This is a genomic window from Marinigracilibium pacificum, assembly GCF_012926615.1.
GTDB classification, from domain to species: domain Bacteria; phylum Bacteroidota; class Bacteroidia; order Cytophagales; family Cyclobacteriaceae; genus Mangrovivirga; species Mangrovivirga pacifica.
The window spans coordinates 303,001-323,861 of the sequence record NZ_JABBNU010000004.1 but is presented as its reverse complement, the minus strand read 5'-3'; the positions used below and the strand labels follow the sequence as shown (position 1 = coordinate 323,861).

Annotated in this window: 12 protein-coding genes; 6 read left to right on the top strand and 6 right to left on the bottom strand. The window is 36.1% G+C overall.

The genetic code is table 11. The features are described from left to right. Positions 1–39 precede the first annotated feature (39 nt). The 5 genes from HH304_RS08140 to HH304_RS08120 all read right to left on the bottom strand — a co-directional run bounded on the left by HH304_RS08140 (position 40) and on the right by HH304_RS08120 (position 7,959). Positions 40–966 (bottom strand): family 43 glycosylhydrolase, encoded by a 927-nt coding sequence (locus tag HH304_RS08140; protein WP_169680031.1) that lies wholly within the window; start codon positions 964–966, stop codon positions 40–42. Continuing rightward, positions 956–2,362 carry a sulfatase gene (locus tag HH304_RS08135; RefSeq protein ID WP_169680029.1) on the bottom strand — a complete coding sequence of 469 codons (1,407 nt, stop codon included), beginning with the start codon at positions 2,360–2,362 and terminating at the stop codon, positions 956–958. Before HH304_RS08135 ends, HH304_RS08140 begins: the two co-directional genes overlap by 11 nt. A 29-nt stretch (positions 2,363–2,391) precedes the next feature. Then, positions 2,392–3,870 carry a sulfatase family protein gene (locus tag HH304_RS08130; RefSeq protein WP_169680028.1) on the bottom strand — a complete coding sequence of 493 codons (1,479 nt, stop codon included), beginning with the start codon at positions 3,868–3,870 and terminating at the stop codon, positions 2,392–2,394. Next, the gene (locus HH304_RS08125) at positions 3,870–5,930 is read right to left on the bottom strand and encodes a glycoside hydrolase family 97 protein (protein WP_169680025.1); all 2,061 of its coding nucleotides are present in this window, start codon (positions 5,928–5,930) and stop codon (positions 3,870–3,872) included. Before HH304_RS08125 ends, HH304_RS08130 begins: the two co-directional genes overlap by 1 nt. 130 nt (positions 5,931–6,060) lie before the next feature. Beyond that, positions 6,061–7,959: an ADP-ribosylglycohydrolase family protein gene (locus HH304_RS08120; RefSeq protein WP_169680023.1), complete on the bottom strand. Its 1,899-nt coding sequence runs from the start codon at positions 7,957–7,959 to the stop codon at positions 6,061–6,063. A gap of 461 nt (positions 7,960–8,420) precedes the next feature. Between HH304_RS08120 and HH304_RS08115 the strand changes: the two genes are divergently transcribed. From HH304_RS08115 to HH304_RS08105, 3 genes are read left to right on the top strand one after another with little or no spacing between them, the layout of a single operon-like run. Then, positions 8,421–11,501 carry a SusC/RagA family TonB-linked outer membrane protein gene (locus HH304_RS08115; RefSeq protein ID WP_169680020.1) on the top strand — a complete coding sequence of 1,027 codons (3,081 nt, stop codon included), beginning with the start codon at positions 8,421–8,423 and terminating at the stop codon, positions 11,499–11,501. Between the two features lie 21 nt (positions 11,502–11,522). Next, positions 11,523–13,085 carry a RagB/SusD family nutrient uptake outer membrane protein gene (locus HH304_RS08110; RefSeq protein ID WP_169680018.1) on the top strand — a complete coding sequence of 521 codons (1,563 nt, stop codon included), beginning with the start codon at positions 11,523–11,525 and terminating at the stop codon, positions 13,083–13,085. A 38-nt stretch (positions 13,086–13,123) separates the two neighbouring features. Further along, positions 13,124–16,471 carry an alpha-mannosidase gene (locus tag HH304_RS08105; protein ID WP_169680016.1) on the top strand — a complete coding sequence of 1,116 codons (3,348 nt, stop codon included), beginning with the start codon at positions 13,124–13,126 and terminating at the stop codon, positions 16,469–16,471. 1 nt (position 16,472) lies between these two features. Here the strand turns inward: HH304_RS08105 and HH304_RS08100 are convergent, their stop codons facing one another. Next, positions 16,473–17,570 carry an AraC family transcriptional regulator gene (locus HH304_RS08100; RefSeq protein ID WP_169680014.1) on the bottom strand — a complete coding sequence of 366 codons (1,098 nt, stop codon included), beginning with the start codon at positions 17,568–17,570 and terminating at the stop codon, positions 16,473–16,475. 197 nt (positions 17,571–17,767) lie between these two features. Between HH304_RS08100 and HH304_RS08095 the strand changes: the two genes are divergently transcribed. The 3 genes from HH304_RS08095 to HH304_RS08085 are packed head-to-tail and all read left to right on the top strand — an operon-like array spanning position 17,768 to position 20,843. Next, positions 17,768–19,183, top strand: coding sequence for a purine-cytosine permease family protein (locus HH304_RS08095; RefSeq protein WP_169680012.1), 1,416 nt, complete (start codon positions 17,768–17,770; stop codon positions 19,181–19,183). Continuing rightward, entirely contained in the window at positions 19,180–19,365 is a 186-nt protein-coding gene (locus HH304_RS08090) for a hypothetical protein (RefSeq protein ID WP_169680010.1), read from the top strand. Before HH304_RS08095 ends, HH304_RS08090 begins: the two co-directional genes overlap by 4 nt. Next, on the top strand, positions 19,362–20,843 hold the full coding sequence (locus HH304_RS08085; RefSeq protein WP_169680008.1) for a sulfatase family protein: 1,482 nt from the start codon (positions 19,362–19,364) through the stop codon (positions 20,841–20,843). The genes HH304_RS08090 and HH304_RS08085 overlap by 4 nt, the downstream gene beginning before the upstream one ends. Positions 20,844–20,861: the final 18 nt, after the last annotated feature.

Below are 20,861 nucleotides of genomic sequence, written 5' to 3'. Positions count from 1 at the left end.
AGAATGACTAATTTGAATCTGTAATAAGTGATTTGAGAATTAGCGATCGATTAGTGTGATTTTATTACTCTCTTTTTTAACAGGGAGCATTCGGGGATACCTTTTAGTCATTGCAGTATCCCAGGCATGAAAGACCATAATAAGGTTATCCTCATTGTCATTAAAGAAAGCATGATGTCCCGGACCAAACATCTCATCATTTTGAGAAATGATCGTGTCATTTTGATCTTTAAAAGGACCTAGTGGAGAAGAAGAATAGCTCTGCCGTACATGGTAAGTTGGTTTTTTCCAGCCGCCTGAACTATAAGTCAAAATATACCCCTGATCTGATTGGGTTATAAAAGGTCCTTCCTGCCATCCTAGCTCGTCCATTATTATTTTTGGATTATCTTTTGTTTCTGTAGGAGTTTTTAGGGTGTCAACTAAAATAATACCCGGCTTAAATTGAGAATGACCATTTTCTGCCACATAATACATTAATAATGTTCCATCCTCAAGTTTATAAGGATGGCCATCTAATGAAGGTTCGCTTATTACTGGTCCTAAATCTTTAAAAGGACCCGATGGATGACTTGATACCGCAACACCAACCCGATTGCCGCTGTTTTTGGGTGAATATTTTGGCGACGCAGTATAATACAGATAAAATTGGTTATCATAAACAAAAACTTCCGGTGCCCAAAAGTTTTTGAAATTCCAATCTGAAGTATCGCCTTTTGAAACAGCTCCGTTTAAAAACTCCCAGGAATTTAAATCTCTGGAAAAGTAAATGGGAATGAACTTTTCATCTTTTGCCTGACCAGTGGCATACAGAAAATATCCACTATCGACATTAACTATAAAAGGGTCAGCCAGGTATTCATCAATAATAGGTGAAAAATCAGGTTCCTCCGTTTTGTTTTCATTACAACCAAAAACAAGGCTCAATAAAAAGAAAATCCCAGGTAGTAGCTTACTATTTTTCATCTTTTCTAATCGGCATATTTGCATTTACGTTTTCTCTCCAATCAAGCAGTTTTTCATGCAATGCAGTGGTGATCTCTTTTTGATTTGAAGCAATATTAGTAGTCTCATATGGATCCTCAATAATGTCGTATAGTTCTAACTTCCCGTCTTCAAGAAACTCAATTAATTTATATCTGGAGTTTCTAATAGCACTGGCTGGTCTTCCTCCCTGATTACTAAAATGAGGATAGTGAAAATATATATCATCTCTATTAATTAGCGTATCACTTAAAAAAGCATATTTCATGTTTTCACCATCAATTACCTTCTCATTTGAGGCTTCAGCATTGGCAAATGAGAGCAATGTAGGAAAAATGTCAACAGTTGAAATTATTGAATTGTTAATTACCCCTGTCTCAGTATGATTTTTCCAGAAGGCGATCATAGGGATTTTGATGCCACCTTCATACATGGTTCCTTTTCCAGATCTATAAGGGGCATTTGTTGTGGGTTGTGAACCTGCCTCACCCATAGCAAGACCACCGTTATCAGAAATAAATATCACAATTGTGTTTTCTAAAAGGTTATTTGCTTTCAGACTTTTCATAATATCACCAACAGAGGTATCCAACTGTTTGATCATAGAAGCATAAACCGGATTATATTCATCAGGCTTTGGGTTTGTTTTATTCTTAAAATATTCAATTTCAGTGGAGTCGCCTTGAAGTGGGAGGTGTACCGCAAAATGACTAACCATCAAAAAGAACGAAGTATCTTTATGCTGTTCTATGAACTCAACAGAATTTTTAGTAATACTCTGAGTGATTTCTGGTAGTTTATATATTTTAGAGGTATCACCGATTTTGTACCACTCATATCCTCCATTAACAGGTAGCAATTCGAAATCAAAACCTATGGTATGATCAAAACCCTGAAATTCAGGATCAGATTCGCCAAAAGATGTATTTTCGCCTAAGTGCCATTTCCCCATTAATCCAGTTACATAGTTTTGCTTTTTTAGCTCTTCAGCTATAGTAATTTCCTCCAGGGGAAGTCTGTCTGCTGATTTCGCAGGCAATACTGGTGAGGATTCTACTGTTTTAGTACCATAAATGTAATTTGTCACACCAGTTCTTGCCGGATAGCGACCGGTTAAGAAGCTTGATCGGGTAGGGGAACAAACATGAGAAGCTGAATAAGTGTTTGTGAAGCGAATGCCTTTATCGGAAAGCCGATCTAAGTTTGGGCTTTCAAAATATGTATTTCCATAAGAACCCAGATCCATGTACCCCAGGTCATCAGCTACAATTAAAACTATGTTTGGCTTTTTTTGTGTTTTCTTGTCAGTTTCGGCCTTTTGACTATTACAGGCTGACATTACGATTAGTATAACTAGAAAAAATATTGAGTTTTTCATTAGGGAATTAATAAGTGGTTAAAGAAAAGTTATCTGGATTCGATGGTTAATTCATCCAATAATCTGCCGTAATATTTATATTCATCAAATGGATAGGGTGATAGATTTTTTATAGCTGGATCACCGGTTTCTTCCTGCCACTTGTTTATTTTACTCTTATACTCGTTTACTATATTTTTATATTCTGTCATTCCCGCAAGATTTATCGTTTGATCCGGGTCATCAAGGATATTATATAATTCGAATTCAGGTCTTTTACCAGTTGAAAGTTCGAAATACCTGGCAAACTCTATTGATTTGTCTCTCATGCTAATCATATGTGACTTTGAAGGGCCATCATCAATATCAATAAAGCTTTTTTTACTCTTGGGCAGTGGATTTCCAGCTGGCCATCTGTCAGGTTTTAGATTATGAATAAAAAGAAAGGTGCTGTCTCTGATCGCTCGAATAGGGTAGGACGAATTTTCAAATCGAGCATGAGCATGCCGTTCCCGTTCCATAAATACCTCTTTTTGATGGTTGTAATCCGAGGCTTCGCCTATTATTAAGCTAGCAAAGCTTTTACCCTGCATTTCTTCAGGAACATCTAAACCAGCTATTTCAAGTAAAGTCGGCGCAAGGTCAATAAGATTAATAAAACCCTCATGCTTGATTGATTTATTTGCCATTTTTGCCCACGTAATCGCTAAAGGCACTTTAGTTCCCAGATCATAACAATTGGCTTTTGCTCTAGGAAACGGCATTCCATTATCACTGGTTACAATGATAATTGTGTTTTCGAGTAATCCTGTCCGTTCCAATCTGAACATTAATCTATCCAGGTCAGAATCTATACGTTCGATTTCATAATAGTAATCTAATATATCTGAATTAATAACCGAATCTGCCGGCCAGTAATCAGGCATTTCTACGTTATCAATATTTAAGCCCGAAGCCTGACCGATACCTTGAGTGTAGGGTCTATGAGGATCTCTGGTGCCATACCAGAAGCAAAACGGTTTGTTTTCATCCAGGTTTTCGAAAAAGTCATTGAAATTCGAAATCTCATTACCTGCAGGGTTTCGGGTATATCCTCCATCTTCATAATTCCCGGGGGCCCATCCTTTATCCTGAAAACCAACTACATATCCGGATTCTTCCAGTAAGTCAACATAGTTTGGATATTTCTTGGGTAGTGTGCCCCATAAATTACCGCCTTGTTCAAGTGCATGTGGATACCTGCCAGTTAAAATTGCAGCTCTGGCGGGAGTGCACGAAGGTGAGGGAGTATAGGCATTTGTAAATAAAATTCCGTTCTGAGCTATTTTATCAAAGTGCGGAGTGTTAATCACTTTATCTCCATAAGCACTTGCATGGGGAAAAGACCAGTCATCAGCCAACACAAATAGTATGTTCGGTCGATTATCTACACTGGGCGCAATATTCTCAGTCTTATCCTGATCTTTGGTATTGCACGAAACTAAAATAACCAGTAAGAATAAAAAATATAAAATCTTCGATTGAAACATTATTGTATACTTGTTATCTGTTTATTTGATAGAATAATCGAAATTGCAAATCCACCCCCTTTTTCCATCGTTATAGATAGGTTTTCATTAGCTGTAACAGTTCTTTCCTGAATGGAATATTTTTCAGGAGAATCTTCATAATTTGTTTCTTCACTATCAGAATAGATTGTCATTAAATACTCCTTATTGTCATCCAGGAAGGAAAGGTCTAATGATACTGTTGTTTTATTTTCTCCATTTACTCCACCAACATACCAATTTTTTTTATTTTTTCTAGCGATAACAATATGCTCACCAAAATTATCAGATAAAACCTTTATATCCGACCAAACCGTTGGCACCTCTTTTATGAAATTAAAAGCTTTGTTTCCTTCATAATTTTGTGGTAAATCGGCGACCATTTGCCATGGACTGTATAATACAACATATAAGGCCAATTGAGCAGCAAGCGTAGTATGAATTCGTTTAGGAGTGCCATCATCGCGCGGATGCCAGATCTTCTTATTATCAGCAAATCTTTGAAGACGAATATCAAATATTCCCGGAGTATAATCCATCGCCCCGGCAAGTAATCTTGTATAAGCCAGGTGTACAGGGTGTCCTATCGGATTACCTTCAGACCAGGCCTCAACTTCAGATCCTCTAACTGCTTCACTGGTTACATAAAAAGGGTAGGTTCTGTCCCAGCCAGTAGGTATTATTGGCTCATGAACATTTAACATTATTTTATGCTTTCGGGCAGCTTCAATCACCTTTTGATGATGGATATTCATGAATTGACCATGTCGCCATTCATCATTTGGTAATCGACCGGAATATCCCGTTTTAACTCCGGTAATTCCTAACTTGTTATAATAGGCAAAGGCCGAATCGATTTCTTTTTCAAGTGTCGGTATAGCTCCGATGGTCTCATTATGAATTATAAAATCTACATTTTTATTTTTTGAATAATTCACTACTTCTTCCAGGTCAAAATCCGGGGTTGCTTCAAGATAACTGAAGGTTGGGTTTGCAGGATCCTCATCAAAAATAGAATTTTTTATATTCCATCCTTCAACCACAATTGCATCGATATTATTCTCTGACGCAAAATCAATTAATTCTTTAGTTCTTTCGGTAGTTGCACCATGTCTCTCTCCATAATTCCATTCGTGGGTGCCAATGTGCATTTCCCACCAAATACCCATGTATTTATAAGGTTTTATCCAATTAGTATTATCAATTTTCGATTTTTCATTGAGGTTTTCAATGAGATATGAACTAAGAAGTTCCTGTGTGTCATCAGCTACCTGGATGGTTCGCCAGGGAGTGATTAAGGGAAGTTTAGCATTTACCGCATTTCCGTTTCTCCATGGAACAAGTTTTGACTTTAGGGTGGTTTTATTCAGACGGTTTAATTTCATATCAGCATAATCCCAGAGTGACGCCTGATGAATTGCCATCAGACTACGATCAGTAAATTGAAAAGTAACAGGTGTGTGTGCTGAATCTATCCCAGAGACCTTAGTTTTGTTATACGGTTTTTGGTATTGCTTATAATGCGAACGTGCCCATAACGCATCAACATCTTCTGCAATATTAAATTCTGTAAACTCATCTGTAATATAAAGTGAGTCAAGAGCGTCCCATGAATCAATTTCGTATCTGAATCCTAAACCATCATTAAATAATCTGTAACGTATAGTTATTTGTTTTTGATTATTATCTTCTTTTTGAAGTTTTAAAGCTAATTCGGAATATTCGCAATTAACAGTATCGAGGCGGCCTAAAACAGGATGCCATTGACTTTTATGGCTGCTTATACGACTATCAACCAGTTTCCAGTTTTTAGTCAACGAATCTGTAGTTGTGATTAAGCCTAATCTCGAATCCGAGACTTTTGTTACCGTATTATGTGTTAGAGAATATAATATTTCTCCATTTTCATTTATGAATGTTTTTAACGTAATCGTATTATCTGGTGAATTGAGTTCCAGGTGATCTTTGAGTGGATCATTCTGACCCGAATCACAGCTCAATACGGCAATCGCTACAAGTATGAGTATTAAAAAGTTTTTCATTATAATGTAGATTCATGAATTATTTGGTATCTGAGTTAAATTGCTTTTGATAATTTTAGAATTCTTTCTTTTTTCTAAATCAAAAGAGAATTAATCAGTCATTTTTATTTAAAAGATTATCGTAATTGATCTATTCCGGTACTGTAAAGACTGTTTCAGCATCCCATTGACTTTGATGAGGATGTTTTTCGTTATGGTCCTTTAATCCTATAGAAATAAGGTAATCATCAGTATTAAAACCTAGCTGTATTACGATATGATTTGTCCCTTTGTCCAGAAAAAGTTCTGTATTGTGACTCATCGGCCATAACCTTTTTACCCAATCGGAGGTATAAACTTCTTTCTCGTTAACCCACAATTTGATCTGTGCCGTACAGCCAATTGATAACCACTTTTTCATTTCCCGGTCACAATTAATTTGGGAGTACAGTACAAGAGATTTTTCCCCAAGTCCATAGAAGTATTCCTTCAGGTTCATAACAAATTCTCCTGGAAAAACATTTTGAATACAAAAGGGAGTATCCTGACGAGTTACAACTTCTGGAATTGATGAAATTTGGGGGATCAATTCATAATCGACCTTATCGTGATTCATATATTGTACACCAGGCATAGTCGATAAGCCATGATCAGGATAGGTCGGATCCATCGGTTCAAGTTCAGGATTGTCTGAAACAAAAGGACCTATTAATTTCCATTTTCCATAGTAAGGTAAACCTCCATCTATAGGTTTATCATCAACAATTAAAGTAAACGGGAAATTTGGCTTAGTGTATTGACCATTTAATAGATCACCTTTTATATGATCTTTCCATTGCAACAGAATGGTAAATTCAAAAGTAGATTTGTTGAATTCTATTTCACAATTAAAAACATTTGATACTACCCGAAATGTATTGACTTGCGTTTCATTAAAAATCTCTATTTTACCAGATATTTTAACTGGTTCATCTTTTAAGAAATCCCCGTAAGAATCGTAATTATAACTTACATGAAAAGATGATTCCTCAAACGTATTTTCAGAAAAATTATCAATGTTTTCAATAGTGGTAGTTCCGAATACAGATGAAAATTTCGCGCCGGTTTCAGCCGTAAGTTGCGCTAGTTCAGTTAAGTTTTCAGGTATTGTGATGCCCTTTATTTCAGGACTCACAACAAGGTCATTTCCCACTCTGTCTTTCCAGATTTGCGGGATGTTTGAATAACCATGAATAATTCCGATCAATGCAGCAGCAGTAGCAACAATACAATCACTATCATGACCGTAATTTAAAGACCGGGTAATATTATCGAAGGAATCTCCCTGACTAAGCAATGCCAGTAGAGTAAATCCTACGTTCATTGGTGCGGAGGTAAAGTCAGCATCACCATACATGCTTTTTATTTTACCAGCGGTTATTTCTTCACCATGGGTTTCAAACCATAAAGAGATATTATTAAACAAGGATATGAAAGAACCATCCTGAGATACATATTTAATTGCTTCATTAAAGATCGCTTTTAAGTCAGTCTCAAAAAAAGCAATTGCAGCGCATGCAGACAGGAATTGCTCTGCTTCTACCGAAAACCCTTCGTGATCAAGACAACTGTCAATCTTTGCATAAAAGGATGCCATTTCCGGATTACCCGGACACAACATACCCCAGATTTCACTTCTGATTGGTGATCCCATACTTTGATTCCAATACCAGTTGTTGTGTTTACCGCTTTCAGGAATATTAAGTCCAGCCTTTAAATTTCTTGTTGCAATACCGTACTCGTTCCAGGGAAACAGAACATGGTTAATCCAATGCTGACTAAAATCATTTTCCCTTATATTGGGGCCTTTTCTGGCAGCCATATCCAACCACAGTATTTGCAAATCAAGGTCATCATTTGGGAAATTATTTTTAAAGAGATCGTTTGATATATTGATTTGATTAAATCGTTTATATCCTTCAATTGGAGCACCTAAAATACCTCCTGCACTTTTTCCAACCCAACCCCCTAATATTTTATCATAGTACAACTCTTTTGATAAGGTTTTCATCAATTAAAAAGTTTTGTTTAAATCTGGATTATTTGAGCCTTTATCAATTGCCCGTAATTATTAATTATTTATCTTTCGAACTTTTAGTTATGTGAAGAACTATCCAAGGTGTGTAATCCGACAAATAAAGTTCTATGAAATTACAATTTTGAAGATATCGAAGCTTTGAAATCAAGATTCCAAAGATTTTTTATAAGGAATTAAAAATTAAATCGGAATTTATTTAAACCTCTATAGAAGCGTTTAAACGCAGGTTTTAATCTTTTTTTATTTCAGATTTTCAAATTCAAAGTCTTCCGGTGAAGAATTATTAAATATTGGTGAAGAGTTTTTTGTCAAAAATTTAATTAATGACAGGATTACTCACTTAAAAGAAACGCATTATAAATTTTTATAATCTGTAATGGGCTATATGATTTTAAAATGCCATCAAAATTTAAATCCAAATAAAACCTAAAAACATGAAAAAAAGTTTTACACTTACTATCAAACTCATAGTATTTGGACTCTTTTTTAATCTTACAACTTTGGCACAACAAACAATAACAGGAGTTGTTAAAGATGAAGAAGGTCAAACACTACCCGGAGCTACGGTATCTGTAAAGGGAACAACCAGGGGGGGTGTAACCGAATACAACGGTACTTTTTCAATTGAAGTAGACAAAGGAGAAACCCTAGTTTTTTCAGTAATCGGATTTACTAAACAGGAAGTAGTAATTGAAAACCAATCTTATCTTGAGATTTCTTTAGTAACCGATATTAGCTTATTAGACGAAGTAGTCGTTGTTGGATACGGAACACAAACAAAAAGTAATGTCTCCGGCGCAATTACGAGTATCGATCAGGAAGCTTTAGCGGGCCGTCCAGTTGCAGACTTCCAATCTGCACTACAAGGTCAGGTCGCCGGATTAAATATTACAAATTCTTCTGGTGCTCCAGGTGGAAATACTACTGTTAGAATCAGAGGTACAGGAAGTATTACTGGAGGTAGTTCACCTCTTTATGTAATTGATGGTAATATCATTCAGACTGGTGTTGGTGGAGCAGGTGATCCATTTGCAACAATAAATGCCTCTGATATAGAATCAATTTCTGTGTTAAAAGATGCATCTGCAGCAGCATTATATGGTGCTCGTGGTGCAAACGGAGTTATAATCATTACTACCAAAAAAGGTAAAAGTGGAGCGCCACAAATCAACTTTAATACATTTGTCGGATTTCAGGAGGTGACTAAAAAACTGGATATGTTAAATGGTGCGCAATACCAATCAGTATATAACACAGTCCAGGATAATGCCGGCAGACCCAGATATTCAAACTTAGATACTAGTGAAACTCTACCTACTGCGACAGATTGGCAAGATGAGATATTTCAGAATGGGCTTATTCAAAATTATGACCTGAGTGTCAGAGGTGGAGGCCAAAATACAACATACTATGCTTCTGTAAACAGATATTCTGAGGAAGGAACTGTATTAGGAACTGGATTTGATCGAACGTCAATCAGAGTTAATACTGAGACTAACTTGAAGAGATTTTCTTTTGGCAATACTTTGAATGTTTCCAGAGCTAATTATGATAAAGAATATAACGCTAATGGTAGAGGTCCTGTAGCCTGGGCTCTGTCCAATTCACCGCTTGTTGAGGTTAGAGATCCAAATAATCTTGGTGGATTTAATGGTCCAACTGATGCAGACGGGAATAACAGAGTACTTAATCCAGTTGCCTCACAAACATTAATCGATAATGAAAGTACCGTTGATCGGGTTTTTGGAAATCTCTATGCAGAATATGAGTTTTTCGATGGGTTTTCATTTCGGGTAAATGCTGGTTTTGATGTGACTAATTATGATAATTATATCTTCGAACCATTATATGATTTAGGTAATGGCGAACTTCCTGTAGGATCCAGTGGCGAGCCTCAGGCAACAGAAACCAGAGGAGAAAGCTTATCCGGCCTATTAGAAAATACACTTAATTATAGAAGAACATTCGGTAAGCATAACCTTGATTTATTAGCTGGTTATACTGTACAACATGTTGAAAATTCGAGATTAAGTTTAGTGACATCAGGACAAAATGTTTCTCCAAATTTCCCAATTACAGGTGGTTCAAATAATGTAGTAAGTTTAGGAAGTTCTTATGTAGAAAAAAGAACTGAATCCTATCTTGGAAGAATTATTTATGATTATGATGCTAAGTACCTGGCAACATTTAATTACAGACGTGATGGTTCTTCTGTATTTACTCGTGATAACTTTTATGATGATTTCCTTTCAGGTTCATTGGGCTGGGTTATCAGTAATGAATCATTTATGGAAGATGCTACCTTGATTAGTAATCTAAAGTTAAGAGGTAGTTACGGATTTTTAGGTAACGACCAGATTGATAATAATGCAACCGTGTCAACTCTTGATATAAACCCAAGGTATGTATTAGGTGGAGCTAATCCTCAGACTGTTGTGGTTGGCGTAGGTCCGGGTAGCCAGGTCGCTAATCCAAATCTTGTTTGGGAAAAGCAAGAACAACTTAATTTAGGTTTAGATTTCGGACTATTTGAAGGAAAGTGGAATACAAGTATTGATTATTATGTGAAAACTTCGCAGGATCTATTACTAAATTTCCCTCTTCCACAGACCACGGGTGTGTCTACAATATTTATAAATGCTGGTGAGGTAGAAAACAGGGGGATAGAAATCACTACCTCTTATAATAATCAATTTGGAGAACTTGATTTCTTTGCTTCATTTAATATAGCGTTTAACGATAATGAGGTTACGAAACTAGCTGATGGTTTGGAAGCGATCGAACGCTTTGCCAGCAATGAACTTTCTAATCAAACTAAAAACCGAATTCAACCTGGTCATTCTCTATTTGCCTTTTATGGATTTGTAGCAGATGGCATTTACCAAAGTCAGGAGGAAATTGATAATGGTCCTACACCTTTTCCGGGAAATACAGCGCCTGGAGATATCCGATATAAAGACATAAGTGGTCCTGATGGCGTTCCGGATGGGATAATTGATGAAAATGATCGAACCTTCATCGGTGATGCAAACCAGGATATTACATTAGGTTTTTCTTTTAACCTTGGTTATCGGAACTTTGATTTTAGTGCACAGTTTCAAGGTGTTTATGGTGTAGATATTTTTAGTGAAACTAAATTTTTCACTCAGGGATATTTCCTGACCAATAATATGACAACAGACGTATTAAATGCCTGGACACCTGAAAACAACTCAAATACTCATCCTAGAGCAATACCTGCAGACATTAGTAATAATGATCTGGTATCATCTTATTACATCGAAGATGGTTCTTATTTAAGATTAAAGAATTTGCAGGTTGGTTATTCAATTCCTGTTTCATCTATGGATAATTTTAATGTATTCAAGTCTGCCAGAATTTATTTTGCTGGTCAAAATTTATTGACGTTTACCAATTACTCTGGGTATGATCCGGAAATTGGATTAAATGGAATAGATCGTGTTGGATATCCTCCTTCAAGAAGGTACACATTAGGTGTTCAATTAGGATTTTAATTAAAAAAATACAGATAAGTCATGAAAAATATAAAAAATATAAACTTCAGCTGGTTTGCAATAATCATGTTCGGGGTATTGACTTTGTCTTCCTGCGGTGCTGATTTTCTGGAAGATGTTGAAGTCTACTCTGATCTGAATGCAGATACCTACTATCAAACAGCCGAACATGCTGAGGCTGCAGTAATTGCTGCCTACACTCCTTTACAATACCAGGGGCTTTATAGAAGGCTACGTTATCTCCTTGATTATATGAGCGGTGATTTTGATATCACAAGTGGTGGAAGACAATTAACAGCCTATCCGGGTTTTCAATTTAACTCAACCACTTCTGAATTAATTCCGAAGGCATGGGAAGCTTGTTATATTGGAATTGGCCGTACAAATACCGTTTTACAGCGTGTTCCGGATATCGAAGTGGGATTATTTGATTCTGAAGAACAAAAGAATTATATACTAGGCCAAGCTTATTTTTTAAGAGGGTTGTATTACTTTAACCTGGTAAGATTATACGGCGGAGTGCCAATTTATACTGAGCCGTTTGACGGTGATTTAAATGGTGATCAATTTCAGCCTGCAAGGAACACTGTCGAAGAAGTTTATGACCTGATAGAGAGTGATTTCGAAATGGCTACAACTATGTTGCCTAATTCCTGGGATGGTGATAATACTGGGAAAGCTACTGCAGGTGCTGCTCAGGCATTTTTAGGTAAAGTACATTTGTATCAAAATGAATATAGTGAAGCTAAAGATGTTCTGGCAAGAGTTATTAATGGCGAGTTTGGTACTTATTCTCTGATACCAGATTTTGAACAGAACTTTCTTGTCGATAATGAAAACAATGCAGAATCTATTTTTGAAGTTCAGTTTGAGCAAGGCTCCGGTGCTGGGTTTATTGATAAAGATGATCCTCGTGGTGTAATTTCTAATTGGATGTCTATAGCGGTAAACCCTGGAAGACAAGGTTTTGCCAATGCGGTTCCTTCTGTTGCGGTAGATGACTTTTTTAGTCAGTTTCCTGAAGAAGAAGCAGTTAGACGACCTCTTACAATTGCGAAACCAGGAGATACCTGGGGTAATTGGGATCCGATTGCTGCTGATCCAGTTGCAGCTGGTCAATGGAGAGATCGGGCTGGAGAAAGACCTGGTGTGTTTTTAGGATGTCGAAAGCATAATACAGGTGGAAGAGTAGGTTTTGTTCAGGATCCAATGAATTTCAGAGTAATGCGATATGCCGAAGTATTGTTACTTTTCGCGGAAGCAGAAAATGAAGTAAATGGTCCGACAGCTGAAGCATATGATGCAATCAATGAAGTTAGAACCAGGGCTCAAGTATCTGATATTCCTGCAGGACTATCGAAAGAAGAATTCTTTGAACAAATCGTAATTGAAAGACGTTTGGAATTAACTTTTGAGTTTCAACGATTTTTCGACCTTGTAAGATGGGGTCGCAGAGCGAATACTCCTGATATCGCTTCACCAACTCAAATGCCAGGATTTGTTGCAGGTAAAAATGAACTTTTACCGATTCCTCAGGAAGAAATTTTGAGAAATCCGAATTTAGTCCAGAATCCAAATTATTAATGTTTATATAGGTTATGAGCCCATTCAATTCGTTTTGAATGGGCTTTATTTATTTTAAGCTATTGAGAATGATTGCCATTAATTACTTGAGGTTATTTGTATTTGTTGGGTGTTTTTCTATTACTATCCTATGTTCTGCTCAGGATGGAATGGAATTTACAGATCCTCAAACAATAGAATATATAAAAAAAGCAGCAGAAGGCGATCATTTAGCCTTAGAAGGTGGACACCTGGCTCTTGATGGGCATGTGATGCCCTACATGTTTTTCGAGCCTCATGAAATCATGTATTTATTTCGTTTGAGTCAAATCAGGCATGAGGTGATCTGGAAAGCTGATAGTATTTATTTTTCTGATAGCTGGGAAGATGATTTCCCTGAAAAAATTCCAAAATCCAAAGATGTTATAAAAGTTCCTTCAAGTCATAAATTTGGAAAAAGACATACTGAAAGTACCATTTGGTTTAATCTGCCTGCCATCAATTTGACATCAGAAAGGGAGAAATTTTTGTGTATAAAACCACTTGATATGTCATTGGTGGGGTGGCCTGAAACCACTATTTTTATTGACAACCAGCCAAAAGCAGCACTTCTCAGACAACATTTCTATTGGTCTTTTGACCAGATCAAAAAGGATAGTGAACCAAAATTAGTCTGTCTTAAGAGCTTTGGTGTATTTGATAAACCCCGTGGATATCGAGAAATTAGTGTCGTCGAGAGAAATCCGATAATTGATGAACTCTATTGGCGGGTTAGAGTGCTAATCGAAGCCTTATCAATCTTACCAGAAGATTCGAGTGGTTATCAACCTATAAGTTCAGCAGTAAAAAAGGTCATGAATACCCTCGACCTGAATTTATCTTCCGCGACGAGTTTTCAAAGTCAGGCAGAGATCACCCTGGATAATTTGAGAAAAGACTTCCTTGAAATTGAAAAGGTAGCAAAAAATAATCCGGTATTGTCTGTGCTTATCCACGGACATTTGGATAGTGCTTGGAGGTGGACATTGACCCAGACTGATGAAAAAATTCAGCGACTCGTCTTAAATAATTTGTATTTGATGGATCGTTATCCTCAACTTAGGTATGTATTTACATCACCCTATCATTATGAACGTTTAAAAAAGCTTTACCCTAAGTTGTACGACCGTGTGCTGGAAAAAATTAAATCAGGACAATGGATCGCTAATGGTGCTACCTATTTGGAAGGGGATTTGAATCTACCGGGTGGAGAAAGTGTTATTCGTCAATTTTTGTATGGATTAGCTTTTTATGAAAATGAATTAGGTGTTACTGAAAATGCATTGTTCCTTCCTGATACTTTTGGTTACCCTGCATTTTTTCCGCAAATAGTCAAACAATTTGGATTAGATCATTTGATCGCCATGCGTGTCAACACACCAGAAATTGACCGGACGATCTACGATTGGAAAGGTGTTGATGGTTCTTCAATTTTGGTTTTTGGATTAAGTACGCCAGCCTGGGAATATCCATACATTTATGAAATGCACAGAGGTGCAGGGAAAAAAGGATACCTGAGAACTACTTACAATGCACCAGACCCGGGGCCTCGAAGAAGTTTTGGTACCTGGCAACAATTTAAAAATAAAGATATTACCGACAATCAATTGATGCTTATTGGCTGGGGTGATGGCGGGGGAGGTGCTACTGAAGATCATCTTGAGTTAATGCATTATGGGGCATCCTTACCAGGAATCCCGAAGCTGGAATGGACTAATTTGGTAGATTATGTGAATAGTCAGAAAAGTGTAAGTGATAATTATCCCGGGTTTAGTCATAAGATTATGCCTGAAAAGTGGATTCAAAAAACATTTATGATGGCTAGTGGCTTAAAGGTGGCTAACAGAATGGTAGAATCTCAACTTAAAGAATGTGAAGCACTGTGCTCTTTTGCTAGTTTACACGGATTTGAATACCCTGCTGAAGAATTGAGGGCGCTTTGGAAAAAGTTATTAATCCAGCATTTTCATGATATAATTACTGGTCAAGGTGTTCCGGAAGTGTTAATGAAAGCGAAGCAAGATCTGGATTCAATCAGCCTGAGTGTGGATATCATTTCAACCGATGCAATGAATTTTATTGCTGAGAAGTTAACTATGAAAAGTGATGGACTGTTGCTTTTTAATTCAAGTGGGGTAAATTTCAATGGTGTAATTGATTTAGGAAATATTGATCTTAAAGGTAAAAGCTTAGTTGATGAAGGGGATAAGGAAATTGAATTCACTTATTCAGATGAGGGTAACCTGCTTTTAAAAGCTAATGATCTAAAACCTTTTACTTTTATAAAGTATTACTTGAGTGATAATACCTCATCAATTCAGACAGGTGTAAATGTATCTGCTAATGAAATAGAAAACCAGTTTTTAATTCTTAAAATAAATGATCAAGGAGAAATAATAAGTTTATTTGATAAAGAATTAAAAAAAGAGCTTGTTTCTTCCGGCAGGAAATTTAATGTTTTCTATAAAGTTGATTATAAAAATGATAAGAGAGAATTGATCACTTTGGATAGTAAGTTTATTAATGCCTTTCAAAACGATTTAACCGGGGGGCTCACATTTGAAAAAAGCATAGGTGATTCCAGGATTGTTCAAAAGATTATTTTAGAAAAAGGAAGTAGAGAAATAAAATTCGATTCTTATGTTGATTGGAAAGAAGAATACCGATTAGGAGTTGATTTTCCGATAAACAATATAAATAAAATGGGAACATATGGACTCCAGTTTGGTTTTGACTCTTTATCCACAGCTATAAGTAATCCGAATGATTCACTTTTTATTCCATTCGCAGCCTATCAATGGGTGAATATTTCAGGTGAAAATTATGGGTATAGCTTACTCGATAATGGAAGATATGCATATGATATAAAAGGGGGAGGTGTTTTTCTAAATCTTGCTTATGGATTGAGAAAACATAACTACCAGGAATTAGCAGATGTAGAATGGAATCAAAAAGCCTCCGGGGATATAGGAGGAGAAAATTTTACTTATAGCTTTATGCCTCATTCCGCTGATTTTGTAAAATCAAAGATTATTAATAAAGCCAGAGCACTCAATTCTATCACACGGGCAAGGTTAATACCAGAAAACAGCAATGATGATATCGATCCATATTTAATCCTTTCAGAGTCTGATGATATTATTATTGAGTCAATTAAAATGGCCGAAGATGGAGAGGGTATAATCGTTAGAATGTCAGAAAAGAACAAGGAGAAAGCCACGGTTAAATTAAAATTGAACAGGCGTTTTACTTCGGCATCACTCAATAAAATAAATGAATCAGAGAATCAAAAAATAAATATTACTAATAGTGAGATTGAACTAAATTTTAATCCCTTTGAAATAAAGACAATCCGATTGACTTACTAGATTAATCCTTTTTATTATAATGCTTTCGATATTGAGCAGGGGTAAATCCGGTATGTTTTTTAAAATTTACATAAAAAACTGATTCTGAATTAAATCCACTGTCAACACCAATAGAGAAAATAGTTAATTTTTTGGAGGATTCATTTTGTAACAACCCCTTTGCATGGATGACTCTTTTTTCATTAATGAACTCACTAAATGATTTACCAAGGTAATCATTTAGTAGACGAGATAATAAATAAGGTTGAATTTCTAACTTTTCAGCTAATTTTTTCTCATTCAAATCTGTTTCTAAATGGATATTTGTCTCAGCTAACAGCTTATCCAGTTTTTCCACATAATATTTACCCTCTGGAAAATCCTTTTCATCGACAGTTTTAATTAGTGGTATTCCTGAAAATATTTTTGGGTTTCTGAGGAAGAAATAACCTGTAATTAAGATTATCGAACAATTAAATAATATAAAAATCATTTCGAAACTGATTCTTATGTATTCTTTTGTCTCTACATTGAAATTAGGTACAATCAAAATGTGATAAATCCATAGAATAAGTGCGACAAAAACGGTAAATCCCATAAAAATAGTCAAAATCTTAGGCCAGCTAAGCAGGTTTTGTTGTTTCTGCTTTAAAACTTCACTTTTGATGTTTTTGAATTCATAAAATATCTTATAAAAGAATCCTATTTTCCAAATTAGGATTGTAGTTAGATTGGTCAGGTGTAATGACGAGTGAATATATGAAAACATGGAATTGAAATTCCCCGATAAAACATAGATAGTCCCTGAAATAAGAACGATAATAGCCGGGAGAAAAAACAGGTATTGCGATCTATCAATATTTTTTCCACATATACTTTTAAAATAGAAGAACAGAAGTACCGGTTCGATCAAATCAAAGACATCTGGCAGGAAAATGATTTCAGGAAAAGTTTCTCGAAGCGGGGTAAACCGCATTAAATATTGAGTGAGAATTTTGAACCCGATTGAAATAAATAATAAAGAAAGATAGGTATTGATTTTGGCACGTTTTACAAAAAATATTATTGCCCCAACCAAAAAACTTTGAATAAACGCCCAGGTAAAAATTGCTTCTTTCATATTCGTCTCTGCTGCTCCGGTTCTTTAAAATTAAGAATCAAAAATTTTCTCAATAATACCTAACCCATCTGAATTATCAAAGAAATGATAAATGACCTTTGAAATTTAATTTTCAAAGACCAAAATTCTCTTTTTTTATGAAACCGAAGTGTTTCAATTGTCAAATTTTGCAGATTGGTTTTGAAAAATTTTTTAACATGACCCAGAAAAACAAGATTAACCAAAAGCTCAATTCAGTTGATGAATTTGAACGGGAGAAAGTTCCCGAATCGAAGGTAAAAGGATTTAGAAGTTTTGTAGGAATGGTTGCGGGTGAACACATTGCAGGCACAGAGTTTGTAATCGGCCCACTATTCGTTCTTCATGGTGCAGCATTCTATGATGTGATGTGGGGATTACTAATTGGTAATCTGCTGGCTACATTAAGCTGGACTTTCGTTTGTGCTCCCATTGCTGTAAAAACACGATTGACAATTTTTTATCAACTCGAAAAAATAAGTGGAGTAGGGTTGGTAAGTATATACAATATAATTAATGGTTTGCTTTTTTGCGTTACCGCTTCTGCGATGATTGGTGTATCTGCTTCGGCAGTAGGGCTTCTTTTTGATATCAATGGCCCTGGTCTGACCGATCTTTATCCCTCCAGTACATCCTGGGTGCTAATCATTATTGTCATTGGGATGGTAATCGCCATTGTTGCAACTTTTGGATTTGACAGGGTAAGTAAGTTTGCAAACATTTTTGCCCCCTGGATGCCGCTCATATTTCTTGCAGCTGGTATTGCCATGTTACCCGAACTGGGTGTAACCTCTTGGGCAGATTTTAGCACAGTCGCAAAGCAGAAGATCTGGACAGGAGTTCCTGTTGATGGCCAAACAAAATATACATTCTGGCACATAATGATCTTTGCCTGGTTATGTAATAGCGCTATGCATATTGGTTTATCGGATATGTCTATTTACCGCTATGCTAAGAAAGCTAATTACGGATTGGCTAGTGCATTTGGAATGTTTATCGGTCATTTCATGGCGTGGTTAGCTTCAGGAATTTTATGTGCAGTGGCTTTGCAAGCCGGAAATTCAAATCCTTCACCAGGTGAAATTGCTTTTATGGGTGCTGGAATAGCAGGAGCTATTTGTGTTGTTACCGCCGGGTGGACTACCGCAAACCCGACGATTTACCGTGCCGGATTAGCCATACAGGGCCTTATGCCGAGGGTGAAACGGTGGAAAGTTACACTTATCGTTGGTGTTACTGCTACTCTACTGGCTTGCTCTCCGGCAATTGTTAGTAAACTTGACCAATTTTTAGGTTTTTATGCATTGCTTGCCTCACCGGTTGGAGCAGTTGTTTTAGTCGATGTTTACCTATTCCCTAAATTAGGCCTGACGAGGAACATTGCATCAAAAACAAATATTCGGTTTAACTGGGCAGTGTTATTTACCTGGATTATTGCCGTTCTCGCATCGTATTTGCTCTACAAGTATTTTGATGCTGATTTTTACTTTTTCATGGCTATTCCTGGTTGGATTATCGCTGCCATAACATATCCATTGTTAGCTAAGCTGCAGGAAGTGTCTATTGTTAAATCTTTTAAGCCCGATAACCAATGAACAAGCATCTATATATTTCTTTGAAGGCATTATCCTATTTGGGATTAATGTTAACTCTGATACCTGCATTTTGTGTGTTTTATGATATAATGGATATGCAGCAATATAAAAATTTAATATTAGCAGGAACCCTGATCTGGTTATTTACCGCTCCTTTTTGGATTAATCGAAAGTTGAAATGAAATACTTCGTGCCAATATTAATTTTCGTATTTCTTTCGGTATTTGAAAATTCACCGCCTGAAGATCAAAAAAATAAATCTTCTGAAAGACCAAATATCGTTTTTATTTTAGCGGATGATCATCGATATGATTATTTAGGTTTTCTTGATAAAATCCCTGAATTAGAAACACCTAATATTGATTTTCTTGCTGAAAATGGGGTCGTATCCAAAAATGCAATGGTAACTACTTCCCTTTGTTCACCCAGCAGGGCGTCAATATTGACTGGATTATATATGCATAATCATGGTATCATTGATAATAAGTCTCCATTAAGTGATACGCTAAGGTTTTTTCCTGAATTATTGCAAGAAGTAGGATATAACACTGCTTTCTTGGGAAAATGGCATATGGGAGGACACGATGATTCACCAAAAAAGGGCTTTGACAAGTGGGTGAGTTTTAAGGGACAAGGAAAATATTACAGTCCTTTACTTAACATCGATGGAGAAAGAGTTCAATATTCAGATTCCAGCTATTTAACTGATATTCTGACTGACCTTTCATTAGAATTTTTACAAGAACAAAAGGGAAATGAAAATCCCTTCTTTTTATACTTGTCGCATTGGGGAGTTCATAGTCCGTTTGAACCAGCCAAAAGACATGAAAATAAATATGGGGATGCACAGGTCGTTTACCCGAAAAGTTTTAGTGGCGATCAAAAATATCTGCATGCAGGGTATAATTATGAATTAGTTCCGCGATGGGTAAAAGAACAAAGGAAGAGCTGGCACGGGGTAGATTCGTTGTATCATGGCAGAATATCTTTTGAAGAGGTTTATAAACAATATGCTGAAACGCTACTATCCGTTGACGAAAGTGTAGGGAGAGTGTATAAGTTTCTTTATGAAAACAACTTAATAGACAATACCATTATTATTTACATGGGCGATAATGGTTATCAGATGGGTGAACATGGACTCATTGATAAACGAACAGCTTATGAAGCATCAATCCGTGTGCCGTTAATAATCTCCGGACCTGGCATCAGAAAAGAAACAGTAGATGACATGTTGTTAAACATAGATATTGCTCCTACTATATTGTCATTAGCTAAAAAGGAAATACCTCAATACTATGATGGAAAGTCATTTAAAGAGATTCTTTATACTGACCAGGCTACAACTCACAGAGATACTATGTATTATGAATATTATTGGGAGCGTATTTTTCCTCAAACTCCAACAATACATGCCATCCGGACAAAAAAATGGAAATACGTCCGTTACCATGGGATATGGGATCTTAATGAATTATATGATCTTGAAAATGATCCCGAAGAATTGAATAATCTTATCAAGAATAAGGAACACCAGGAAGTTGCGAAAAATTTAAATACGGCTTTATTAAACTGGATGTATAAATCGGAGGGCAATGCCATTCCTGTCAGAAAAGATAGAAATCAGCATTTTAATTGGAAAACCAAAGGTACTTATTAATGAACCTGATGAAAACTA

Bases quoted from the DNA above. Each gene is read 5' to 3' on its own strand.
- HH304_RS08125 (WP_169680025.1), bottom strand. From the start codon at position 5,930: ATGAAAAACTTTTTAATACTCATACTTGTAGCGATTGCCGTATTGAGC.
- HH304_RS08100 (WP_169680014.1), bottom strand. From the start codon at position 17,570: ATGAAAGAAGCAATTTTTACCTGGGCGTTTATTCAAAGTTTTTTGGTT.
- HH304_RS08105 (WP_169680016.1), top strand. From the start codon at position 13,124: ATGGGCTTTATTTATTTTAAGCTATTGAGAATGATTGCCATTAATTAC.
- HH304_RS08095 (WP_169680012.1), top strand. From the start codon at position 17,768: ATGACCCAGAAAAACAAGATTAACCAAAAGCTCAATTCAGTTGATGAA.
- HH304_RS08120 (WP_169680023.1), bottom strand. From the start codon at position 7,959: ATGAAAACCTTATCAAAAGAGTTGTACTATGATAAAATATTAGGGGGT.
- HH304_RS08110 (WP_169680018.1), top strand. From the start codon at position 11,523: ATGAAAAATATAAAAAATATAAACTTCAGCTGGTTTGCAATAATCATG.
- HH304_RS08140 (WP_169680031.1), bottom strand. From the start codon at position 966: ATGAAAAATAGTAAGCTACTACCTGGGATTTTCTTTTTATTGAGCCTT.
- HH304_RS08135 (WP_169680029.1), bottom strand. From the start codon at position 2,362: ATGAAAAACTCAATATTTTTTCTAGTTATACTAATCGTAATGTCAGCC.
- HH304_RS08115 (WP_169680020.1), top strand. From the start codon at position 8,421: ATGAAAAAAAGTTTTACACTTACTATCAAACTCATAGTATTTGGACTC.
- HH304_RS08085 (WP_169680008.1), top strand. From the start codon at position 19,362: ATGAAATACTTCGTGCCAATATTAATTTTCGTATTTCTTTCGGTATTT.
- HH304_RS08130 (WP_169680028.1), bottom strand. From the start codon at position 3,870: ATGTTTCAATCGAAGATTTTATATTTTTTATTCTTACTGGTTATTTTA.
- HH304_RS08090 (WP_169680010.1), top strand. From the start codon at position 19,180: ATGAACAAGCATCTATATATTTCTTTGAAGGCATTATCCTATTTGGGA.